General features: G+C 61.3%; 24 protein-coding genes. 10 read left to right on the forward strand and 14 right to left on the reverse strand.

The genetic code is table 11. The annotated features are described in order from the left end of the window. Nucleotides 1–47: 47 nt before the first annotated feature. The gene (locus BQ4888_RS04705; protein WP_092054284.1) at nt 48–1,307 is read right to left on the reverse strand and encodes an HlyC/CorC family transporter; all 1,260 of its coding nucleotides are present in this window, start codon (nt 1,305–1,307) and stop codon (nt 48–50) included. Between the two features lie 149 nt (nt 1,308–1,456). Here BQ4888_RS04705 and ligA point away from each other — a divergent pair, with 149 nt between their 5' ends. Both ligA and BQ4888_RS04715 read left to right on the forward strand, forming a co-directional pair. After that, the gene (gene ligA / locus BQ4888_RS04710; RefSeq protein ID WP_092054287.1) at nt 1,457–3,478 is read left to right on the forward strand and encodes an NAD-dependent DNA ligase LigA; all 2,022 of its coding nucleotides are present in this window, start codon (nt 1,457–1,459) and stop codon (nt 3,476–3,478) included. Nucleotides 3,479–3,480: 2 nt separating this feature from the next. Beyond that, nucleotides 3,481–3,759, forward strand: a complete 279-nt coding sequence (locus BQ4888_RS04715; RefSeq protein ID WP_092054289.1) for an acylphosphatase — start codon at nt 3,481–3,483, stop codon at nt 3,757–3,759. Here the strand turns inward: BQ4888_RS04715 and BQ4888_RS04720 are convergent. The 5 genes from BQ4888_RS04720 to rnhB all read right to left on the reverse strand — a co-directional run bounded on the left by BQ4888_RS04720 (nt 3,756) and on the right by rnhB (nt 8,047). Continuing rightward, on the reverse strand, nt 3,756–4,139 hold the full coding sequence (locus BQ4888_RS04720) for a response regulator (protein ID WP_170232957.1): 384 nt from the start codon (nt 4,137–4,139) through the stop codon (nt 3,756–3,758). The genes BQ4888_RS04715 and BQ4888_RS04720 overlap by 4 nt on opposite strands. Further along, the gene (gene rsmI, locus BQ4888_RS04725; protein WP_092054295.1) at nt 4,111–4,980 is read right to left on the reverse strand and encodes a 16S rRNA (cytidine(1402)-2'-O)-methyltransferase; all 870 of its coding nucleotides are present in this window, start codon (nt 4,978–4,980) and stop codon (nt 4,111–4,113) included. Before rsmI ends, BQ4888_RS04720 begins: the two co-directional genes overlap by 29 nt. Nucleotides 4,981–4,983: 3 nt before the next feature. Further along, nucleotides 4,984–6,939, reverse strand: coding sequence for an NAD(+) synthase (locus tag BQ4888_RS04730; protein WP_092054297.1), 1,956 nt, complete (start codon nt 6,937–6,939; stop codon nt 4,984–4,986). Nucleotides 6,940–7,046: 107 nt separating this feature from the next. After that, a complete protein-coding gene (locus BQ4888_RS04735) occupies nt 7,047–7,409 on the reverse strand; it encodes a YraN family protein (RefSeq protein WP_092054300.1) in 363 nt (120 codons plus the stop codon). Next, nucleotides 7,406–8,047, reverse strand: coding sequence for a ribonuclease HII (rnhB, locus tag BQ4888_RS04740; protein ID WP_092054302.1), 642 nt, complete (start codon nt 8,045–8,047; stop codon nt 7,406–7,408). The genes BQ4888_RS04735 and rnhB overlap by 4 nt, the downstream gene beginning before the upstream one ends. Before the next feature lie 95 nt (nt 8,048–8,142). Here rnhB and BQ4888_RS04745 point away from each other — a divergent pair, with 95 nt between their 5' ends. After that, the gene (locus tag BQ4888_RS04745; RefSeq protein WP_092054304.1) at nt 8,143–8,334 is read left to right on the forward strand and encodes a hypothetical protein; all 192 of its coding nucleotides are present in this window, start codon (nt 8,143–8,145) and stop codon (nt 8,332–8,334) included. Nucleotides 8,335–8,418: 84 nt separating this feature from the next. On the opposite strand, the gene rplS is transcribed toward BQ4888_RS04745, so the two are convergent. The 7 genes from rplS to BQ4888_RS04780 all read right to left on the reverse strand — a co-directional run bounded on the left by rplS (nt 8,419) and on the right by BQ4888_RS04780 (nt 12,818). Further along, entirely contained in the window at nt 8,419–8,766 is a 348-nt protein-coding gene (rplS, locus tag BQ4888_RS04750; protein WP_092054307.1) for a 50S ribosomal protein L19, read from the reverse strand. Between the two features lie 95 nt (nt 8,767–8,861). After that, nucleotides 8,862–9,416 (reverse strand): RNA methyltransferase, encoded by a 555-nt coding sequence (locus tag BQ4888_RS04755; RefSeq protein ID WP_092054309.1) that lies wholly within the window; start codon nt 9,414–9,416, stop codon nt 8,862–8,864. Then, nucleotides 9,413–10,156, reverse strand: coding sequence for a tRNA (guanosine(37)-N1)-methyltransferase TrmD (trmD, locus tag BQ4888_RS04760; RefSeq protein WP_092054312.1), 744 nt, complete (start codon nt 10,154–10,156; stop codon nt 9,413–9,415). Before trmD ends, BQ4888_RS04755 begins: the two co-directional genes overlap by 4 nt. Then, complete coding sequence (rimM, locus tag BQ4888_RS04765) at nt 10,146–10,682, reverse strand: ribosome maturation factor RimM (protein ID WP_092054314.1); 537 nt, start codon at nt 10,680–10,682, stop codon at nt 10,146–10,148. The genes trmD and rimM overlap by 11 nt, the downstream gene beginning before the upstream one ends. 57 nt (nt 10,683–10,739) lie before the next feature. Next, nucleotides 10,740–11,009 (reverse strand): 30S ribosomal protein S16, encoded by a 270-nt coding sequence (gene rpsP / locus BQ4888_RS04770; RefSeq protein WP_092054316.1) that lies wholly within the window; start codon nt 11,007–11,009, stop codon nt 10,740–10,742. A 96-nt stretch (nt 11,010–11,105) separates the two neighbouring features. Continuing rightward, nucleotides 11,106–12,458, reverse strand: a complete 1,353-nt coding sequence (ffh, locus tag BQ4888_RS04775) for a signal recognition particle protein (protein ID WP_092054318.1) — start codon at nt 12,456–12,458, stop codon at nt 11,106–11,108. 102 nt (nt 12,459–12,560) lie between these two features. After that, nucleotides 12,561–12,818, reverse strand: a complete 258-nt coding sequence (locus BQ4888_RS04780) for a putative Se/S carrier protein (protein ID WP_092054320.1) — start codon at nt 12,816–12,818, stop codon at nt 12,561–12,563. Between the two features lie 277 nt (nt 12,819–13,095). On the opposite strand from BQ4888_RS04780, the gene BQ4888_RS04785 reads away from it, so the two are divergent. From BQ4888_RS04785 to BQ4888_RS04795, 3 genes are all read left to right on the forward strand, one after another. Next, nucleotides 13,096–13,866 carry a hypothetical protein gene (locus tag BQ4888_RS04785; RefSeq protein WP_092054323.1) on the forward strand — a complete coding sequence of 257 codons (771 nt, stop codon included), beginning with the start codon at nt 13,096–13,098 and terminating at the stop codon, nt 13,864–13,866. Nucleotides 13,867–13,967: 101 nt separating this feature from the next. Beyond that, nucleotides 13,968–15,104 carry a metallophosphoesterase gene (locus tag BQ4888_RS04790; protein WP_092054325.1) on the forward strand — a complete coding sequence of 379 codons (1,137 nt, stop codon included), beginning with the start codon at nt 13,968–13,970 and terminating at the stop codon, nt 15,102–15,104. A gap of 22 nt (nt 15,105–15,126) precedes the next feature. After that, nucleotides 15,127–15,765 carry an NUDIX hydrolase gene (locus BQ4888_RS04795; RefSeq protein WP_092054327.1) on the forward strand — a complete coding sequence of 213 codons (639 nt, stop codon included), beginning with the start codon at nt 15,127–15,129 and terminating at the stop codon, nt 15,763–15,765. Nucleotides 15,766–15,941: 176 nt separating this feature from the next. Here BQ4888_RS04795 and BQ4888_RS04800 read toward each other — a convergent pair whose 3' ends face one another. Then, on the reverse strand, nt 15,942–16,910 hold the full coding sequence (locus BQ4888_RS04800) for a sensor histidine kinase (protein WP_092054330.1): 969 nt from the start codon (nt 16,908–16,910) through the stop codon (nt 15,942–15,944). Nucleotides 16,911–17,309: 399 nt separating this feature from the next. Here BQ4888_RS04800 and BQ4888_RS04810 point away from each other — a divergent pair, with 399 nt between their 5' ends. Genes BQ4888_RS04810 through BQ4888_RS04825 form a run of 4 tightly spaced genes read left to right on the forward strand, consistent with a single transcriptional unit; the run spans nt 17,310 to nt 20,526 of the window. Further along, nucleotides 17,310–17,681, forward strand: a complete 372-nt coding sequence (locus tag BQ4888_RS04810; protein WP_092054345.1) for a response regulator — start codon at nt 17,310–17,312, stop codon at nt 17,679–17,681. After that, on the forward strand, nt 17,678–18,232 hold the full coding sequence (locus BQ4888_RS04815) for a DUF8082 domain-containing protein (RefSeq protein ID WP_092054348.1): 555 nt from the start codon (nt 17,678–17,680) through the stop codon (nt 18,230–18,232). Before BQ4888_RS04810 ends, BQ4888_RS04815 begins: the two co-directional genes overlap by 4 nt. Before the next feature lie 54 nt (nt 18,233–18,286). Continuing rightward, complete coding sequence (locus BQ4888_RS04820) at nt 18,287–19,165, forward strand: c-type heme family protein (RefSeq protein WP_092054351.1); 879 nt, start codon at nt 18,287–18,289, stop codon at nt 19,163–19,165. Nucleotides 19,166–19,218: 53 nt separating this feature from the next. After that, nucleotides 19,219–20,526: a response regulator gene (locus tag BQ4888_RS04825; RefSeq protein ID WP_092054353.1), complete on the forward strand. Its 1,308-nt coding sequence runs from the start codon at nt 19,219–19,221 to the stop codon at nt 20,524–20,526.

Below are 20,526 nucleotides of genomic sequence, written 5' to 3' on the forward strand. Positions count from 1 at the left end.
ATTAAAAAGAGTTTTGTCGAATAGGGAAAGGCTCGCCCGTCTCGGGCTCAGTCGGGGGAGACCAGAGGGGGAAGGCGCATTTCGATTTCTTCAACCCGCCGGTCGACGACCTTGCGCACCGTCAGCTCCGCGCCATTCGCCTGACAGCGATCCCCCTCTTGGGGAATGGTGCCGAGTTGACGCAGCATGAATCCGGCCAGGGTATTGACATGTTCCTCGGAAAAGTCGAGACCGAAGCGACGATTGATCGCCCGCAACGACGTGCTGCCGTCGATCAGGTAGCGGCCTGGCTCCAATTCTCGCAGCAGGACGTCGTCATCATCGTACTCGTCCTGAATTTCACCGACGATCTCCTCGACGATATCCTCCAAGGTGACGATCCCTTCGACTCCGCCATACTCATCGACGACCACCGCCAAATGGGCATGTCGACGGCGGAAAGACTGGAGCAGGGTTTCGATCCGTTTCGAGTCGGGCACGAAATACGGGGGGCGCATGATTCGTTCGAGGGCGAAATCCCCCGCATGCTGCATGACCAGCAGAACATCCTTGGAATGAATGATGCCGACGACACTGTCCATCCCCCCCTGATAGACGGGGAAGCGCGAGTGCCGCGACTCCCGGATGAGGGTCATCGCCTGCTCCAGGGACGAGCCGATATCGATGCCGACCACCTCAGTGCGGGGAATCATGACGTCCCGCACCCGCGTCTGGGAGAGCTCGAAAACTCCGTGCAGCATCCGCCGCTGGGCGCTGGCGACCACTCCGGTCTGTTCACCAACATTGATCAGAGAACGAATTTCATCTTCGGAAATGATCGGCCGGGTCGCCGCCTCCCCGGGAAAGAGGCGGGAGAGGAGGCGGGTCAGGACGGTAATCACCCAGATCACCGGCGTCAACAGCCAGATAACGAACAGGATCGGGCGCAACACCAAGAAGGAAACCCGTTCCGGATTCTGGGCGGCGTAGGATTTGGGGCTGATTTCGGAAAAAAGGAGCAGAAAGGGGGTGATGAAGAGAATCGTGTAAAGTTCGCCGCGCTCGCCGTAATAGTGCACGAAGAGTCCGGTAGCTAAGACCGAGAGGGCGATATTGACGAGATTGTTACCGATGAGAATGGCGCTCAGCAACCGATCGGGTTGTTCGAGCAGGACTTCGAGATGGCGGGCGCCGCGCCGCTTTTTTTCCACCAGGTATTTGATCCGCAGACGGTCAAGGGACATCAGGGCGGTCTCCGAGCCGGAAAAAAAACCCGACAGCAGAAACAGCACCCCCAGCAAACACAACCTTAACGAGTTTTCTTCCACCCTTGGAATTCCTCCTTGTCGATTGCCGGAGAGTTTACCCGATACATGAAGACAATTCAATGGATTCCCACCCTCCCGCCGCTTGCCGCTGGCGATCGGGCATGCTATAAAACCCTGGCCAAATCCCGCCCCTCGCCGAGGAGACCCCTGTGCCCGAACCGACCCCCGCCGCCAGAAACCGTCACGCCGAACTGCGCGAAGCCCTGCGCCGTCACAATCACAACTATTACGTGCTCGACGCACCGGAGATCTCCGACGCCGAATACGACGAACTCTTTCGCGAACTGCTCGCTCTCGAAACGCGCTATCCGCAACTGGCCGAGACCGACTCCCCCTCTCGGCAGGTCGGCGCCCCGCCTTCGGAAAAATTTGCACCGGTTCTCCACGCCCTGCCTATGCTCTCCCTACGCAACGTCAAGAGCGAAGAGGAATTCATGGAGTTCGACGCCAGCCTGCGCAAGACCTTCCTCGCCCAAGGAAGTGACATCGACTACCTGTGCGAAATGAAACTCGACGGGGTAGCGGTGGAGCTGACCTACGAACAGGGGGAGCTGGTCCTGGCGAGCACCCGGGGGGATGGACAGACCGGCGAGGACATCACCGAGAATCTGCGCACCCTGGCGAGCGTCCCCCGGCGACTGAATCCGCCCTTCCCGGCACTGCTCGATGTGCGCGGCGAGGTTTATATCGAACTGGCCGACTTTCAGCACCTCAATCGCGAACAGGAAGAAGCGGGGGAGCGCTCCTTTGCCAACCCCCGCAACGCCGCCGCCGGCAGCCTGCGTCAACTGAACTCGGCGATCACCGCGCGCCGCCCGTTGCGCATCTTCTGTTATGGCTTCGGCCGCTGGGAGGGGCCCCTGCCTGCCACCCAGGGCGAGGCCCTGGCGGAGCTGCGGCGCCTGGGCCTGCGTGTCAACCTCGAAGGAACGAGCCGCGCCCGGGGCGCGCAAGAGGTCGTCGCCCGCTTCCGGCAGCTGCTCGCCGGCCGCGAGGAGCTCCCCTTTGAAATCGACGGCATGGTGGTCAAGGTCGACGAACTGGAGTTGCAGCGGGAACTGGGGGAGCTCAGTCGCTCGCCGCGCTGGGCGGTGGCCTACAAGTTCCCCCCCCGCCAGGCCGAAACGGTTCTGGAAAAGGTCGTCCTGCAGGTGGGCCGCACCGGTGCCATCACTCCCGTGGCGCAGCTGCGGCCCGTCAACGTCAGCGGCGTTAACGTGAGCCGCGCCAGCCTGCACAACTGGGATGAAATCGCCCGCCTCGACATCCGCGTCGGCGATCATGTGCTGGTGGAGCGGGCCGGGGATGTGATCCCCGACGTGGTCAAAGTCCTCACGGAAAAGCGCACCGGTGCGGAAATCCCGATCCCTTTGCCGGAGAGCTGTCCCGAGTGCGACGGGCCGGTGACCCGTAAGCCCGGCGAAGTCGTCCCCCGTTGCGTCAACCCTCACTGCCCGGCCCAGGCGCTGGAGCGTCTCAAGCACTTCGTCTCCCGCGACGCCATGGATATCGATGGGCTGGGGGAAAAACAGCTGCTGCAACTCATCGACCTGGGCAAGCTTCAGACCGTTGCCGATCTCTACCGCCTGACCCGGGACGATCTCTTCCGGATGGAGCGCATGGGCGAGGTCCTGGCAGACAAACTCCTGCAGGCCATCGCCGCCAGCAAAACCCGTCCCCTCTCCCGCCTCCTCTTCGGCCTTGGCATCCGTCACGTCGGCAGCCACACCGCCCGCCTGCTGGCCAAGCGCTTTTCCGGGCTCGACACCCTGGCCGCCGCCGAACCTGGGCAACTGACGGAAATCCATGAAATCGGCGACAAGGTCGCTGAATCGTTACGGGACTATTTCGCCAATCCGGCCAATCTGCTGCTCTTGCGTGAACTGGAGGAACTCGGCCTGCGCCCGACGGATGAAGCGGTGGTGCAAAGCGACGGCCCCCTGCGCGGCAAGACCCTGGTCATCACCGGCAACCTTGCCAGCCTGAGCCGCAAGGAGGCGGAGGCGCTGGTGGAGCGCCTGGGGGGACGCGCGAGCGGCTCGGTGAGCAAAAAGACGGACTTCGTCATCGCCGGCCCTGGCGCTGGCGGCAAGTTGGAAAAAGCCCGACAGTTGGGGCTTCGCATTATCGACGAGGAAGAATTCCTGCGCATGACGGAAACGGGAGAGTAGAGATGAGAAAGGTTCGTGCCAAGGTGCGTTTCAAAGGGCGGGTACAGGGGGTGGGCTTTCGCCATTTCACAACCTTGCAAGCCAGGAGCAACGAACTGACCGGTTGGGTGCGCAATCTCGGAAATGGGGATGTGGAGGCCGTCTTCGAGGGGCGAGAATCAGCGATCCGCCGCACCTTGGAGGAATGTCGACAGGGGGCACCCAGCGGCGAGGTGGCGGAACTGCTCATCGATTGGGAAGAATTTCAGAACGAATTCGTGTCCTTCGAAATTCGCTATTAAGAGCTATCCCGACTGCGTAGCAACCCGTCCAGAACCTCGATAATCTGCTGGCTCTTGAACGGCTTATGGATAAATCCCGCGCCGCCGACGGCCTTGGAGCGATCAACGGCGGGCGCCTCTCCCCGGGCGGAAATAAAGACGACGGGAATATCCCGGGTCCGCTCATCGGCCTTGAGCGCCTCGCAGACATGAAAGCCGTCCATTTCCGGCATCATGATATCGAGCAGAATCAGCGCCGGCGCTTCCCGGCAGGCCAGTTCCAGCCCCTCCTTGCCGGTCTCCGCATAAAGAACCCCGTAACCGTGCAAACGCAGGACGTTCTCCAGCAACATCCCCACCGGCCGATGGTCGTCAATGATCAGAATCGTCGGATTGTCCATCCCCTTCATCCCCTTCCAACTCCAGACTGCGGCGGTAGACCTCGCTCCCCGGCAAACCAAAGCGCTTCGCCAGGGACTTGACCATCTCCTTGCGGGAACACTCAGGGGCGGCATGCCAGCGCGCCAACGCCTCTTCCAGGCTCTCCCGTTCGGGCTCTGCCTCCGCTGGGGCGACCAGCAGGACAATCTCTCCCCGCACCCGCCCGGCGCCGAAATGCGCCAGCGCCTCTTCAACGGTACCACGAAAGAGCTCTTCGTGCAGCTTGGTCAGCTCCCGGGCGACCGCCACCCGGCGCTCGCCGCCCAGTTCCTCGCGCAGATCGGCTAGGGCGGCCAACAGGCGATGGGGCGCCTCGTAATAGACCAGGGTGCGTTCCGTCTCCCCGCGCGCGGCGGCGAGGAGCGCCCGCCGGTGGGAGCTTTTGGCGGGCAGAAAGCCCTCGAAGGCGAAACGCGCCGTCGGCAACCCGGAAAGGGCGAGGGCGGTGATTACCGCCGACGGGCCAGGGACGACGGTCACCGGCAAGCCCTCATCCCGGCAACGGCAGACCAGCAGATAACCGGGGTCGGAGATGGCCGGAGTGCCGGCATCGGAAATCAGCGCCACTGATCGCCCCTGGGCCAGAAGTTCAACGATCCGCTCCCCCTTGCGCGCCTCGTTGTGCTCGAAGCAGGAGGTCAGCGGTGTCGTGATGCCGTAGTGATTGAAGAGCTTGCGGCTGTGCCGGGTATCCTCGGCGGCGACCAGATCGACCTCCTTGAGAATCCGGAGGGCACGCAGGCTGATATCCTCAAGATTGCCGATGGGGGTGGCTACCAGATAGAGGGTGCCGCAAGCCATCGTTCAGGTCTCCCCATCCAGGCCGTCCAACTCCCGCAGCCAGAGTTCGACAGAGGCGTCGCTCGGCATACGCCAATCCCCCCGGGGAGAAAGGGCGACACTGCCGATCTTCGGCCCATCGGGGAGACAGGAGCGCTTAAACTGCTGGGAAAAGAAGCGCCGGTAAAAGACCCGCAACCAGCGCAGGATGGTCGCAGGCGAGAACTCTTCGGCAAAGGCCTGGCAGGCCAGGAAGTAGATCTTGGCGGGAGGATCGTGCCGGCGGACCAGATGGTAGAGAAAGAAGTCGTGCAGAACGTAGGGGCCGACCTGGTCCTCGGTCTTCTGAGCGATCTCCCCCTCGGCGGTGGGCGGCAACAGCTCGGGCGAAACCGGGGTGGCGCAAATGTCTTTGAGGATGGCCGCGGCCTCGTCGCCGAATTCGCACTCGGCGCACCAGGCGACAAGATAGCGCACCAGGGTCTTCGGCACGCCGGCGTTGACCCCGTACATCGACATGTGATCGGCATTGTAGGTGCACCAGCCGAGGGCCAGTTCGGACAGGTCGCCGGTGCCGAGCACCAGCCCACCGACCTGATTGGCCACATCCATGAGGATCTGGGTGCGTTCCCGCGCCTGGGCATTTTCATAGGTGATGTCGTGCAGCGTCTCGGGGTGACCGATGTCGGCGAAATGGCCGCGCACCGCGCCATCGATGGGGATCACCCGCAGCCCGACCCCGAGAAGTTCAGCCAGACGTTCGGCATTCCCTCGAGTGCGGGCGGTGGTGCCGAAACCGGGCATGGTCAGGGTGACGATACCTTCACGGTCGAGCCCGAGACGATCGAAGGCCTTGACCGCCACGAGCAGCGCCAGGGTCGAATCGAGGCCGCCGGAGATGCCGAGGACCACCCGCGCAACCCCGGTATGGCGCAGGCGTTTGGCCAGGGCCGTGGTCTGCAGGGCGAAAATCTCCCGGCAGCGGGCGGCGCGCTCGGCATCGTCGGCAGGGACAAAAGGGGTTGCGTCGAGAGGGCGACAGAGGGTGCCGGCCGCAAGCTCGGCTAGGTGAAAAGGGATTTCTCGGTAGCGGGGGCCGATCGCGCCCATGGCTAAACTGCTGGAGCGAGCCCGTTCGGTGCGCAGGCGCGCCAGATCCACATCGGCCAGAACCAGTTGTGAATCGAAACGAAAACGCTCGGTTTCCGCCAGCAACAGCCCATTTTCGGCGATGAGCGAATGCCCAGAAAAGACCAGATCGGTACTCGACTCGCCAGGCCCCGCCGAAGCATAGGCGTAAGCAGCTATACAGCGCGCCGACTGACTGCGCACCAGCTCCCGGCGATAGCCTTCTTTGCCGAGGGTTTCCGGACTGGCCGAGGGGTTGAGCAGCACCGTCGCCCCTTGAACCGCCATGGCTCCGCTCGGCGGGTCGGCGACCCACAGGTCCTCGCACAACTCGATACCGATCAGGCATTCGGGACGATTGACGGCGCGGAAAAGCAGATCGGCGCCAAAGGGGACCGCCTCACCGTTCCAGTCGAGATGATCACAACGGCTCTCACGGGCCGAAGCGAACCAGCGCTGTTCGTAGAATTCGTGGCTGTTGGGCAGGTGGATTTTGGGGACGATGCCGAGGATGCGCCCCTGACCGAGAATGACCGCGCAGTTGTAAAGCCGGTCATCCTGACGGATCGGCGCGCCCACCACCAGGGTCAGGCCGCGGCCCCGGGTGTCGGCCGCCAGTTCAGCAACGGCGCGCCGGGTCTGTTCGATGAGCAGGGGCTGGAAGAAAAGATCACCACAGCTGTAGCCGGTGAGCGCCAGTTCCGGGCAGAGCAGCAGGGAACAGTCGGCCGCCTCAGCCTGATCGACAACCCGGCGTAACTGGGCCAGATTGAAGGCGACATCGGCCACCCGCAATTCCGGGACGGCGACCCCGAGACGGCAATAGCCCCATTCGGACAAGGATTTCATCATCGCTGCACCTCTTTCGTCACCGCTGCCCAGGCAAACGCCGGGGGTCGGCGTTTTGTCAGCGCAGCTTAACAAAGAATCGCCACTCACCGCAAGGGACGCGACGTCGGTCAGTCCAGCCCGAAGGCATTGACGATATGCTCAATGACCGGCTCGCCAGGACCGGCCAGGATCGCCACCACATCGAAACGGACGGTCGTGCGCGGCGCGGCCCCGGACAAATGCCACTGAGCGGCACGCAGGATTTGCCGCTGCTTGGTCGGCCCCACCGCCTCCTGGGGACTGCCGAAAGCCAGGCTCCGGCGGGTTTTGACCTCAACGAAGACCAGGGTCTTCCCTTCCCGGGCGAGAATATCGATCTCCCCCACCGGGGTGCGCAGGTTCCGATGCAACACCCGCAATCCGCGCCGCTCCAGATAACGGGCGGCCACTTCTTCCCCCCAGCGGCCCAGGCTTTGTCGCGCCTCGGTCATGGCCGCTCCAGATGTTCACGGACCCCGGCGAAACTTTTGCGATGCAGCGGGGTCGGCCCGAGGTCAGCGATGGCAGCTAAGTGGGCGGCACTGCCGTAACCCTTGTGCCGAGCCAGGCCGTAACCGGGATAGCGCTCGTCATAGGCGATGAGGATGCGGTCGCGCACCACCTTGGCGATGATCGACGCGGCGGCGATGGCGGCGCAGCGGCTGTCCCCCTGCTTGAGGGTCTGTTGCGGCACGGGCAGGGGAACAGGGGTGATGCCGTCCACCAGCAGGTAGTCGGCCGGGACTTTGAGCCGCCGTACCGCCAAAGACATGGCCTGCAGAGTGGCTTGGAGAATGTTGATCCGGTCGATTTCCTCGGCCGAGACGATGCCGACGCCGATGGCGCGGGCTTGGGTACGGATCAGAGGAAAAAGATGCTCGCGACGGGCAGCCGAAAGTTTTTTGGAATCGTTCAACCCCGTCAACTCGTAGGCCTTGGGAAGGATCACCGCCGCCGCCACCACCGGGCCGGCCAACGGCCCGCGACCGGCCTCGTCGATCCCGGCGATAGCGCCGTAACCGAGGGCACGGGCCCGTTCCTCAAAGAACCCCGAAGAAAGTTCGGCGCTAGGGAAAAGCTCCAGGCTCATCAGGCCCCCAAGAAAAATTCCGGCTGGATTTCACGGCGCCCTTGGTATACAATTGCGCTGGTGTTTAACATATCTTTAATGAGAGGAGAGAGTTCATGGGTATTTTCTTCGCACTGGTGGCCGTCGTTGCCTATCTGGGATTTTTCGTTGACTGGAAGGAATTCATGGGTGTTTTCCGGCTGGGAGGTTGGGCAACGGTCGGTGTCTATATCGTCCTCGCCATCCTGATCGTAGGCATCCTGTCCACCCCGGAAACCGCCGCCGTCGCCCCGGCTGTTCATCACTAAGCCATAGCGCCGCGACAATTCCCTCGCTCACAACGAAAAAGCCCCGGTTTATCGCCGGGGCTTTTTCGTTGTCTGGCGAAACGCTTAGGCGAGACGCTTTTCCTTGATGCGAGCGGCCTTGCCGTGCAGGTTGCGCAGGTAGTAGAGCTTGGCCCGGCGCACCCGGCCGACCATAATGTTTTCAATCTTTTCCACCGCCGGGGAGTGCAGGGAGAAAATCCGCTCCACGCCGACACCGTTGGAAATCTTGCGTACGGTGAAGGTCGAACCGGCGCCGCGGTTGACTCGTTTGATACAGACACCCTGGTAAACCTGGATGCGCTGTTTATCCCCTTCAACGATCTTGACGTGAACCCGCAGGGTATCCCCGGCCTTGAACTGGGGAATATTCTTGCGGATCTGTTCCATCTCCAGACGATCAATGATATTCATGAATTCCTCCTCTATAGAGATCCTTTTCCAGGATTCGTTAGTCGTTTTTCGTGTGAGCGGACAGGGTTGATATACGTTATTTTTTAGTCTCGTTCTCAGGATAGGTGCAACCGGTCAAGAATGATCGCCGCCGCCGCCCGCACCGAGAGATGATTGTAATCGGCGACGCCGCGCACCGGCTCCAGCACCGTCCAGCCCCGCTCGAAGATCTCGGGGGCAAGCCCCCAACCGGTACCAAAAATCAGTAGCAGCGGATGTTCGGCGCGCAATTGTCGGCAAGCTGCAAAGCTGATCCCGTCAGGGCGCGCGGCACCGGTCAGGATCGGACGCACCGGCCGACCGAGTTCTTCTTCCCAGGCAGTGACGGCCGCCTCCAGACTGGAAACAGTTTCAATCAGCCGCAGCGCTTCGGCCCGGTCGGCATGATAGGCGGCGCCGTGTCCTTGACACCAGTGGCGCGCTATCCGCTCGACCAAGGCCACCTGCTCCCGCGCCGGGGTCACCACATAAAAGCGCCGCGCGCCGTAGGTCCGGGCGCTGCGGGCAATATCGTGAAGATCGAGGTTGGTCACGGCGGAAACGACCCGATCCCCCCGCCGATCAAGCACCGGCGCATGGACCAGGGCGACCGCCAGCGGCTGCCCGCTCACGGCGTGCGCTCTCCGGACTCATCCCGCAGGCACGCGAGAAAAGCCTGATCCGCCTTGCTCAGAAAGGCTTTGCCCAGCAGTTCCGGGCGCCGCTCTAGTGTCCGGCGCAACTGCTGCTGGCGACGCCAGCGGGCAATCTCGCTATGGTTCCCGGACAACAAGACATCGGGAACCCGCTCCCCTTCGAACTCCACCGGTCGGGTATAGTGGGGATATTCGAGCAGGCCGTCAGAAAAGGAGTCGCTTTCGGCACTACCGCTGTTTCCCAGCACCCCCGGCAGAAGCCGGGCAATGGCGTCGATCATGACCATCGCCGCCAGCTCCCCCCCGGTGAGAACGAAATCCCCCAGGGAGTATTCGGCATCGACCCGGGAACGGATGCGCTCGTCGAAACCTTCGTAGCGGCCGCATACCAAAATCAGCCCCGGGTCCCGCGCCAACTTTTGAGCTTCCGCCTGACAAAAAGGCCGGCCCTGAGGAGACATGAGCAATACCCGAGAGCCCGGTGCGCGCTGACGCAATGCATCCAAGGCGCGGCAGACCGGTTCCGGCTTCATCACCATGCCGTCACCGCCGCCATAGGGGGTGTCGTCCACCACCTTATGCCGACCCTCGGCCCAGTCCCGCAGGTTATGCGCGTGCAGGGTAATCAGTCCCTTATCGATCGCCTTACCGAGAACACTTTCGGCGAAAGGCGAGACGAACATCTCGGGGAAGAGCGTCAGGACATCAAAGATCATCGACTTCGGCTACCAGGCCTTGCGGCAGGTCAACGCTCATGACGCCTGCGTCCAGATCGATATCGAGCACAAATCGACCAACCGCCGGGATCAGCACCTCGCCAAAGCGACCGTTCACCACATAAAGGTCATGGGCGCCGGTGGCAAGCAGATCGTCCAGTTGCCCCAGCTCCCCTCGCTGGCGATCAATGACCCGAAGCCCCTGCAACTGATGCCAGTAATGCTCGTCATCAGCCAATTCCGGCAGGTCTTCGTAAAGCATGCGCACTTCCCGACCGACCAGACCTTCGACCGCGTCGATGTGCTCCATGCCATGCAGCCGCAAGAGATAGTTCCCCTTATGCGCAACGACACGCAGAGGAACAACCGGCAACTGGTGCCCTTTCCGGTCCACGAGCAGAAGTCGGCTCGCGGAAACCAGGGCGTCGGAGTCGGCCGTCAAGGGCCGCACCTTGAGGTCGCCACGCAACCCATGCACCGCGACGATCGCACCGACCGCAAACCACTCGGAGGATTTATCCGTCATTGCGTACAAAGCAGCCGTCGAAGCCGGTTAAACAAAAGAGGCGGCGACAGGCACAAATCAGGCGCCGGCAGGAGCCTTGAACTTCGCCCAGATCCCTTGGCCGCGCAGCAACTGGCGCACAGTTTCGGTCGGTTGCGCCCCCTGCTTCAGCCATGCCAGAGTCTTTTCCTCGTCAAGCTTGACCATCGGCGGATTCTGCTTGGGATCGTACTGGCCGAGGTTTTCGACAAAACGGCCATCGCGGGGGCAACGCTCATCGGCAACCACAACTTGATAAAAAGGCTTTTTCTTGGCGCCACCACGGGCGAGTCTGATCTTAACCGCCATCTTTTTCCTCCTGGTACTGAACGGATTTTCCGTTTTTGGTTGATTGGGTCTATCTATGGATATCTTGATCGCGCCGTCGCCGGTCGCGAAATTGAATTAGAAAGGGAGACCGCCGCCCCGTCCCATCAGCCCTTTGAGACCCTTCGGCCCGAGCTGCTGCATTTTCTTCATGACCTTCTGCGCTTCGGTGAAACGCTTGAGCAACTGATTCACATCCTGCACCTTGGTGCCGCTGCCATTGGCGATGCGCACACGGCGGGAACCATTGATCAACTTATGGTTGCGCCGTTCCTCCGGGGTCATGGAGTTGATGATCGCCTCGATCTTGTTCATCTCTTTATCGGGAAGCTGCGATCCCTGGGCCTGCTTGAGAGCCTTGCCGACACCGGGGATGAGCTTGAGCATCGAGTCCAGGGAACCCATCTTCTTGATGGACTGCATCTGGTCACGGAAGGTTTCCAGAGTGAAGCCCTCCTTGCGCAGCCGCTGTTCCATGGCGGCGGCGTCGTCCCGACTGATGGCGGCCTCGGCCTTCTCGATAAGGGAGAGAACATCGCCCATGCCGAGAATGCGCTGCGCCATGCGATCGGGATGGAAAACCTCGAGAGCATCCATCTTCTCGCCGAGGCCGACGAGTTTGATCGGCTTGCCGGTCACCGCGCGGATCGACAGGGCAGCGCCGCCACGAGCGTCGCCGTCGAGTTTGGTCAGGATCACACCGGTCAAACTCAGCTGCTCATCAAAACTGGCAGCGACGTTGACCGCGTCTTGGCCGGTCATGGCGTCGGCGACCAGGAGAATTTCCTTGGGCGCGAGGGACTCCTTGATCCGAACCAACTCGCCCATGAGCGTCGCATCGATGTGCAGGCGTCCGGCGGTGTCGAGGATCAGGGTATCGTAACCATTGAGCTCGGCAAAACGGCGTGCCGCCTCGCAGATCGCCACGGGATCCTGGTCGGGCTGGCTATCGTAAACAGGAATGTCGAGTTGCCGGCCCACCGTCTTGAGCTGATCGATGGCCGCCGGGCGATAGACATCCGCCGGGACCAGCAGGGGATTGCGCTTGTCGCGGCGCAGCTTGAGCGCCAGCTTACCGCAGCTAGTGGTCTTACCGGCCCCTTGCAGACCGCAGAGCATTACCGCCACCGGCGGACGCCCCCCGAAGTCGAGACGGTTGTCTTCCCCTTCGCCCATCAGGCGGCCGAGTTCGTCGCGCACCACCTTGATGACTTGCTGCGCCGGGGTCAGGCTCTTGAGGACATCCTGCCCAACTGCCCGCTCCCGAACCGCCTCAACAAAATCCTTGACCACCTTGAAGTTGACGTCGGCTTCAAGCAGAACCAAACGCACTTCACGCAGGGCCTCCTTGATATTCTCCTCGGTCAGCCGCCCGTGTCCGCGCAGCTTCTTGAAAATCGAGTCGAACTTTTCGGTAAGATTGTCGAGCATGCAAAAGGTCACAATCGGGATTGGGGGGAACGCCGAAATGGGGACTATAGTTGAAGCCCGGTTTTTCTGTCAAGGAAAAACTCTGGGCGCTGCGAGGGCTTTTTACGGGGATTGTCGGTGAAAAGCGCCGTCCTGGAAGAGGTAGAGTTCTTCGGGAAGCAACTGCTCTCGCTCCAGCACCGCCTCCACCTCCTGGCGGGACAGGACGGAATAGCGAATGGCCAGACCGCAATCGGAGCTGAGCCGGCGTGGGACGGGAATCAGCAGAATGTCGACGCGGGCCTGCTTCAGCACCTTCTCGGCCTTCATGACCCGATGAATAGAATGAAAGATGGCCACCAGATCATCGTTACGAACCATGCCCGCAAAACCTCCCGTACCTAAGAGATAGAAAATCGGCAGATCATGCCACGAGCCAACAAGGGATGCAACAGCGGGAAACGCCACTTCTCGCACGCACTCCACTTCAGCGTAAAGGCAAGTCACGAACGTGCATTCGCGCACATAGAAAGGGACCAAAAGCCCCTTGTTTCACACCCCTGCCTGTGATAACTTTCGCAATACTGAAAAGCCAAGCAAGATAAACCGCGACCACGGGCACGACGCCCGCAAGACCAACCCCATTGGAGGAAAAACCGTGAAAAAACACCTTTTCTACCTGTCCATCGGAGCCCTGGCCCTGACCTTGGCAGCCGGCTGCAAAAACGAAGCCCCGAAAAGCGCCGAGGCGCCCCAGGCCCAGGCCGAGACGCCGGCCCCTCCGGCCTCACAGGCCAAAACCGGCACCGTCGTGGAAACCATGAATGCCGCCGGTTATACCTACGTTCAGGTCGATACCGGCAGCGAGAAGATCTGGGCGGCGGCTCCCGAGTTTCAGGTCAAGGTTGGCGACAGCGTCGCCGTTCCGGAAGGCATGCCGATGCCCAACTATCACAGCAAGACCCTGAATCGCGATTTCGACATGGTCTACTTCGTCCCGGCCGTCATGGTCGGCGGCGCTGAAGGGATGGCTGCCGTTGCCGCCCCCGCGACCGGAGAAATGCCCAGCGGGCATCCGCCGATCAGCGCGACCAAGGCCGAGGATGTTGACCTGAGCGGCCTTGCCAAGGCCGAAGGCGGCAAGAGTATCGAAGAGATCTACACCGGCAAAGCCGAACTCGCCGGCAAGGAAGTCACCGTGCGCGGCAAAGTGGTCAAGTTCAGCCCGGACATCATGGGCAAAAACTGGATTCACCTGCAGGACGGCACCGGCGGCGAGGGGACGAACGACCTGACCATCACCACCAACGTCACCGCGAATGTCGGCGACACCGTTTTGGTCAGCGGCGTTCTCACCGCCGACAAGGACTTCGGCCACGGCTACCAGTATGACCTGATCATCGAGGATGGCAAGGTTACCGTCGAGTAAGCGGCCAACGGCTTCGTCGAAAAGCCCCTGGTCTTAAGCCAGGGGCTTTTTTTATCCGCGCCCACCCCGCCTGTTACTCATCCGCCGAGGGGAGTTCCGCTATGACCCGGCTGATCATCTTTCTGACGATTTTTCTCTCCATCTACGGCGCTATGCATCTGCTCGCCTACCTCGGCATGCGCCCCCTGCTTGTAAAACGGGAGCATATCCGCCGCCCGGTCCTCTTCTTCATGCTGCTGATGATCGCCGCGCCGATCCTGGTGCGCCTTCTCGAACGTCTCGACCTGGAAGGCTCGGCGCGGCTTCTGGCCATCGTCGGCTATTCGTGGATGGCTTTCATCTTCCTGACCTTTGCAGGATTCGTGGCGGTCTTCGCCTGGGATCTGCTGCTGCCCCTCCTGTCCCGCCGCCGCCCCGCCCTCGCCGACTGGAAGCTCCACGGTCCGCGCTGCGCCCTGCTGATCCCCTCCCTGGCCCTGCTCCTGAGCATCTACGGCGTCTTCGAAGCCCAAAACCTGACCGTCGAGACCCTGAGCATTCCCACCGACAAACTGCCCGCCGACGCGCAACCGCTGCGCATCGCCCAGATTTCCGACCTCCATCTCGGCCTTTTGCACCGCCACGGCAAACTCGAACAGGTGGTCCGCCGGATCGAGGCACTGAAACCCGACCTGCTGGTGGCGACCGGGGATATCGTCGATGCCCGTCTCGACCATCTCGACGGACTGGCCGCTATTTTTCAGAGATTGAACCCGCCCCTGGGAAAGTACGCCGTCACCGGCAACCACGAGTATTACGCCGGTCTCGATCAGGCCCTGGATTTTCTTGAAAAAAGCGGTTTCACCCTGCTGCGCGACCGGGCGACGCGGGTCGGGCCGTTGATGCTGGTGGGGGTCGACGATCCGGCGGGGGGACATAGCGTCGACGAAGCCACCCTGGTCGATCCCGCCGATCGCTGCTATTTCACCCTGCTGCTCAAACACCGCCCCCTGGTCACTCCCGGCGAGGAAGTCTTCGATCTGCAACTCTCGGGGCATGCCCATCGCGGGCAGATCGTCCCCTTCAATTTCGTGACCGCTTTGGAATACCCCCTGCAAAACGGCCTCTACCGCCTGACCACCGGTGCGCTCCTCTATGCCAGCCGCGGCACCGGCACCTGGGGTCCGCCGATCCGGGTCTTTTCTCCGCCGGAAATCACCCTGATCGAACTGATTCCCCGCCGCACCCCGCAACCCTGACCCACGCCAGAGAAAACATCCAATGTCTCAGCCTCTTCCATCCTCCTGGCCCGACCAACTGACGCGCTTTCGCCAGGCATTGAACCCCTATCCGCCGCAGTCGAAGGTGGAACCGGAGCGGGGGCATGCGGCGGTGGCCCTCATCCTCCGTGCCGGCGCCTGGGGCGCGGAAATCCTCTACATCGAACGGGCCGCCCATCCCCGTGATCCCTGGTCGGGGGATCTCGCTTTTCCCGGCGGCAGGATCGATCCGACAGACGGCGGCATCCGCCAGGCGGCGGAACGGGAAACCCGCGAAGAAATCGCTCTGGACCTAAGCGGCGCCCACTACTTGGGCGCACTCGACGACATCGTCGGCGCGCACCTGCCGGTCCGGGTTTCCTGCTGCGTCTACGGCCTGCCCGAGGGAGAAGCCCTGGCGCTGCGGCCCAATCATGAAGTCAGTCACCACTTCTATATGCCACTGGCTCGGTTGCGCGCCCCCGGGCGCCACATCATGGCCCGGATCGACTGGAACGGAGGCCTGCGCGAAACTCCGGCGCTGGTCTTGCTTCCTTCCGGCCGTCCCCTCCTCTGGGGGATCACCTACCGCCTCACCAGCCAGTTCCTCGACCGGATCGGCCACCCCCTCCCCCCACTGACCGACCTTTCCGCCGGATAAATTCTGAATCTGTTAGGAGTGAGGGGGCGAGAGTGAGGAGAAAAAATCAAAAGCCCGGTCCTGTTGGAGACTTAACGCCTATCCCCCTCACTCCTCACCCCTCACAAATTTTAAAAAAGAAAGGGCCGACCCGGCATTACCGGATCGGCCCCGATCATCAGGGAGCTATAGGCGGCTCATTCCTCATCCGCCTCGGCGGCCGCAGCGGCCTTCCCGGGTCGGGCCGCCTTGGCGCGCGGCAGGGTGAAATGAAAAACCGTCCCCTTCCCCTCATCGCTGCGCACCTTGAGCTTGCCGCCACCACGACGCACCAGTTCGTGGGCCAGCAACAGCCCCAGGCCGCTCCCCGCCTCACCGGAGGTTCCCGGTTTGGAAAGTCGCGTCCCCATGTGGAAGAGGCTCTTGATCTCGCGCCGGGACATGCCGACGCCGCGGTCGGCGACACTCACCCGCACCTTGCCCGCCCGCCCCTTGGCCCCGACCTCGATGGAACTTTCGGGATGGGAAAACTTGATCGCGTTGCTGAGCAGATTGCGCAGCACCGAATGCACCGCCGTCTCATCGACCGTCACCATCAATCCTTCCGGAACATTGTTGCTGATGACGATCTGCTTGCGGGTCGCGGAGAGGCCGACCTGCTCGATGACACCGTCGACCAGGGAGCGCAACTCTTGACGGCGGGAGGGAACGTTGCCGCTCTCCAGCTGCACCTCGGCCCAGCAAAGGAGATTTTCCAGCAGATCGTGGGCCTTGTCCGCTGCCTCGAAAATCCCGGCGCTGAGGCTGCGCCGATCTTCCTCGGAAAGCTCGGTGAAATTCTTGCGCAAGAGTTCGGCGTTGCCGATCAGATTGGTGAAGGGGCTGCGCAGATCATGGGCGATCACGCCGAACAGCCGGGCCTTTTCCGTATCGGCCCGTTGCAGGCGTAGAGCCAGGGAAGCCGAAATGGACATGACCACGATAGCGAAAAGCACAACGATCGCCGTTTCAAACCAGCTTTCGAGATTGTTTACCGGTGTCGGCGGGGCTCCGAAGAGCTTGTTGGGCAGGTCGAAAACCTCGTCCAACCACAGAAAAAGGATGATGAGGGTGAAGCCGATCGCCTCGACCAGCAGAATTTTTTTCGGACAAGTGAGTTTTGCCATACATGCCTCCCCGGCGGATACCTTCCCATGCCTCAGCGAAAGGGCCTCGGCCCGATGCCGATTAAACAAAACTGCCAGGCAAAAAGCAATCTTAAAGTCCTCCCACCGATGGCGCCCCCCTGCCCCTTGAAGATACACCCGGTCTGATGACACACCCCTGTCGGCTTTTTGGCGCGTGCGCCAAAAAATGTCGCCAAAACCCAGAAAACGGCGACCGTGCCGCGCCGATCTATCACAAGAGATTTCGCCATTTCCCGGGCAGGCCGGGAGGTTAGAAGATGCGCGCCCGTCTTCTGGCACAAATGGCAAGATATTTGCAAAAAACGGAAAAGAGGCTTTTTCTTTTCACCAAGCACGTCCCTCGACCGGACATCTTGACTCATTTGGGAGCATGCAATCATGGCCAAAATCCTCGTTGCCGACGACAGCGCTACGGAAGTGACTTTTCTGCAGGAAATCCTCAAAGACACCAATCATGAGATCCTGATCGCAAACAATGGCCTCGAAGCGGAAAAGATCGCGCGTACGACCCCGGTCGACCTGATCATCCTCGATGTGGTCATGCCGGAAAAAAACGGCTTTCAGGTCTGCCGCGCACTGAAAAAGGATCCGAAATTTTCCCATATCCCGATCATTATCACCACGTCCAAATCTGGCGAAAGCGACAAGTTCTGGGGAATGAAGCAGGGGGCCGACGAATATATCACCAAGCCCTTTGAGCCGGTTGACATTCTCCTGGCGGTCAAGAAACATCTAGGGGGGGCCAAGTGAATGCATTCGTAGCGGTGCTCAGCAAATACCTCGGCAGCAACGAAACAGGACAGCTGGTCGTGCAGTTCGCCGAGATCGAAAACCTCTGCAAAATCAGCATTGAACAGGGGCAGGCGGTCTATCTTTCCATCGGTAACATGATGCCGGAAGAAACTCTCGATTTCATCGCTGGCAAGACCCCGAGCAAGGCCAAATTCATTCCCGGCGTCACCGCCCGGAAGAAGCTGGCGGCTCCGATCAACGACAGGCTTCTGGCTTTAGCCGGCGGCCCCGCCAACGAGGAGGCCAGCGGCGCCGCCCCTCCGGTTCCGCCCGTTGTCGTCTCAGGCTCGGGGAGTGTCTCGCCGGAAAAAACCTCTCAGGTGATCGAGGATTTTATCGACATTGTCGGACCGCTGGGAACGGTGCTGGCCCGCAAGATCCTCGAAAAAATCGGCGGGAGCGCTGATAATGAGATGTCGGTCCAGCTCTACGCGGCCTTCCTGAGCATGCTGCATGCGGAGGTTCCCGTGGAACAACAAGAGGAGTTTCTCCGCCGCCACCAGAACTGATGCCGGGATTTCGTCCCATTCACCACCCCCGAAACACCTTGAGGAGGGCACCCCATGCTCCGTAATATGACGATCCGAAAAAGGATCCTGACCATTCTCACCATTGTCTACCTTATCTCCATGGTTCTGGCCGTCGGCGGCGGCTACTACGTGCTGCGCCAGGACACTATTCGTGAGGCGGAAGAAAAAACCCAGCTTTTTTCCGCTGCCATGAGCGCCTCCCAGCAGTACCTGGCGTCCCAGATCCGGCCGAAAGTGCTCGAACAACTGCCGGAGATCTATTTCCCCGAAGCCACCGTCGGCATCGTCATGCTCACCGAAGTATCCAAGATGATCCAGGAGAATTACCCGGAATACATCTTCCGCATCGCCTCCCCCAACTCCCTCAACCCGGCCAACAATTCCGATGCCTTCGAAAGCAAGACCATCGATGCCTTCGACATGGGCGACAGCGATCAGTGGCGCGGCTTTATTGAGCGGGATGGCAAGAACTTCTACGCCATCGCCACGCCGATGATCGCCGCCGAGGGTTGCATCTGGTGTCACGACACCCCCGAGCGCGCCCATCCGGACATGGTCGCCCGCTACGGAAAAAGTTCGGGGTACGGCTATGTCGCCGGCGACGTGGTCGGCGGCCGCTTCATCTATGTCCCCGTCGAAGTTGCCCTCCAGCAGGCACGTCTCAAGCTCGCCTATTTCACCGGTGGCTTCAGCGTCTTCTTCCTGCTGGCGCTTGTGGTCGTGGACCGGATCATCGTCAGAAGCGTCGTCAAACCGATCGAAAACATCGTCTCCGTCGCCGACGACATCAGCCGCGGCAAGATGGACCGGGAATTCGAAGCTCAGGGTAACGACGAAATCAAAACCCTGGTCGACGCCTTCAAACGGATGAAGGTTTCCCTGGCCAAGGCCATGGATATCCTGAGCCGCTAAGCGCAGGCCCATTCCCCCGGGATAACGGACTTCCTCAAAGGACGGATGGCCCCATGACACCCAAGGACATCAAAATTCTGGTGGTGGACGACTCGCAAACCGTCCGCCGCCTTTCGGAGCTCATCCTCACCCAGGCCGGCTACACCGTCTATACCGCCGAGGACGGGGAACGGGGCCTGGAACTGGCGCGCCAGCTACATCCGGCGGCGATTCTGGTCGACTACGTCATGCCGAAGATGAACGGCCATGCCTTCTGCAAGGCCCTGCGTTCCGACGACGCCATGAAGAACATTCCGCTGATCCTCATTTCCTCCCAGGGGGAGACGGTCGGACAGTCCTTCGAGAAGGAATTCGGTGTTCTTCACTACTTCACCAAACCCTTCGAACCGGAAGATCTCATCAAGAAGCTTGCTGAGGTGCTGGCCGCGCAGCCGTCACCAGGTCCGGCGGGGGACGAAAGTCCGGCCACCGCCGGCGCCCCCCCCACGGAAGAGATGCTCGACGCCTTTCAGGAGCGCTTCGACAAAACCATCCGGAACTATTTTCACCGGGATTTCCCGCTGCTGATCAAGAACATCTTTTCCGACACCCTTTACGAAACGGGACTGGTCGCGAAAAAAACCCTGGTCTTTTCCGGCAACCTGGAGCGGATTCCCCTGCCCGACGTCATCAACTTCGCCTACAACTCCCGCCTCACTGGAAGGCTGACGGTCTTTTCCCGGGCGGTCTTCGGCGAAATCTTCATCGAAGACGGCAACTTCGTCTTTGCCGCCGCCAGCCGCAAGGGGGTTTCTCACCAGTTCCTCACCGACCTGCTCCGAGCGGACGGCCGACTTCCAGAGGATCCGGCCGAACTGAACAAGCTGATGTGCGAGGCCCGCGAAGCCAACATCCCCATCGGCCGGCTGCTGGTACAGAAAAACATCCTCTTCGAAACCGAGTTGATGGGCTACCTGCGCCGTCACGCCCAGGACGCCTTCAGCGGCATTCTCGATGTCCGGGACGGCACCTTTTTCCTCGAAAACGACCCGCTGCCCCTCAATCTTCAGGACATCAGCTTCCGCGTTCCCTTGATCAGCGTGCTGATGGAAGGGCTGCGCCGGCAGGATGAAAAGCAGCAGGCCGCCGTCGAATTCCGCGACGAAAGCGTCGTCTTCATGCGCCTCATCACCAACGAGGACGCCCTCGAATCGTACGATTTCAGCGAAAGCGAACTGCAGGTTTTCTCCGTCATCGACGGCCACAAGACCCTGGAAGAGCTCATTGCCCTCACCCAGGTCGACGCCCTGGAAGTCAAGCGTATCTGCTACTCTCTCAAACAGGTCGGCCTGTTGCGCGTCAAAGAATACCGGGGACGTTAA

Origin of the sequence: Desulfuromonas acetexigens (assembly GCF_900111775.1) — a bacterium.
In the GTDB taxonomy this organism is placed as follows: domain Bacteria; phylum Desulfobacterota; class Desulfuromonadia; order Desulfuromonadales; family Trichloromonadaceae; genus Trichloromonas; species Trichloromonas acetexigens.

What these genes read in the sequence shown, in the direction of transcription:
- rsmI (WP_092054295.1), bottom strand. Translation starts at nt 4,980, where the DNA reads ATGGCTTGCGGCACCCTCTATCTGGTAGCCACCCCCATCGGCAATCTT.
- BQ4888_RS04790 (WP_092054325.1), top strand. Translation starts at nt 13,968, where the DNA reads ATGACCCGGCTGATCATCTTTCTGACGATTTTTCTCTCCATCTACGGC.
- BQ4888_RS04720 (WP_170232957.1), bottom strand. Translation starts at nt 4,139, where the DNA reads ATGGACAATCCGACGATTCTGATCATTGACGACCATCGGCCGGTGGGG.
- rpsP (WP_092054316.1), bottom strand. Translation starts at nt 11,009, where the DNA reads ATGGCGGTTAAGATCAGACTCGCCCGTGGTGGCGCCAAGAAAAAGCCT.
- BQ4888_RS04745 (WP_092054304.1), top strand. Translation starts at nt 8,143, where the DNA reads ATGGGTATTTTCTTCGCACTGGTGGCCGTCGTTGCCTATCTGGGATTT.
- ffh (WP_092054318.1), bottom strand. Translation starts at nt 12,458, where the DNA reads ATGCTCGACAATCTTACCGAAAAGTTCGACTCGATTTTCAAGAAGCTG.
- rimM (WP_092054314.1), bottom strand. Translation starts at nt 10,682, where the DNA reads ATGACGGATAAATCCTCCGAGTGGTTTGCGGTCGGTGCGATCGTCGCG.
- BQ4888_RS04820 (WP_092054351.1), top strand. Translation starts at nt 18,287, where the DNA reads ATGCTCCGTAATATGACGATCCGAAAAAGGATCCTGACCATTCTCACC.
- BQ4888_RS04825 (WP_092054353.1), top strand. Translation starts at nt 19,219, where the DNA reads ATGACACCCAAGGACATCAAAATTCTGGTGGTGGACGACTCGCAAACC.
- rplS (WP_092054307.1), bottom strand. Translation starts at nt 8,766, where the DNA reads ATGAATATCATTGATCGTCTGGAGATGGAACAGATCCGCAAGAATATT.
- rnhB (WP_092054302.1), bottom strand. Translation starts at nt 8,047, where the DNA reads ATGAGCCTGGAGCTTTTCCCTAGCGCCGAACTTTCTTCGGGGTTCTTT.
- BQ4888_RS04800 (WP_092054330.1), bottom strand. Translation starts at nt 16,910, where the DNA reads ATGGCAAAACTCACTTGTCCGAAAAAAATTCTGCTGGTCGAGGCGATC.
- BQ4888_RS04730 (WP_092054297.1), bottom strand. Translation starts at nt 6,939, where the DNA reads ATGATGAAATCCTTGTCCGAATGGGGCTATTGCCGTCTCGGGGTCGCC.
- BQ4888_RS04810 (WP_092054345.1), top strand. Translation starts at nt 17,310, where the DNA reads ATGGCCAAAATCCTCGTTGCCGACGACAGCGCTACGGAAGTGACTTTT.
- BQ4888_RS04735 (WP_092054300.1), bottom strand. Translation starts at nt 7,409, where the DNA reads ATGACCGAGGCGCGACAAAGCCTGGGCCGCTGGGGGGAAGAAGTGGCC.
- BQ4888_RS04780 (WP_092054320.1), bottom strand. Translation starts at nt 12,818, where the DNA reads ATGGTTCGTAACGATGATCTGGTGGCCATCTTTCATTCTATTCATCGG.
- BQ4888_RS04795 (WP_092054327.1), top strand. Translation starts at nt 15,127, where the DNA reads ATGTCTCAGCCTCTTCCATCCTCCTGGCCCGACCAACTGACGCGCTTT.
- BQ4888_RS04715 (WP_092054289.1), top strand. Translation starts at nt 3,481, where the DNA reads ATGAGAAAGGTTCGTGCCAAGGTGCGTTTCAAAGGGCGGGTACAGGGG.
- trmD (WP_092054312.1), bottom strand. Translation starts at nt 10,156, where the DNA reads ATGATCTTTGATGTCCTGACGCTCTTCCCCGAGATGTTCGTCTCGCCT.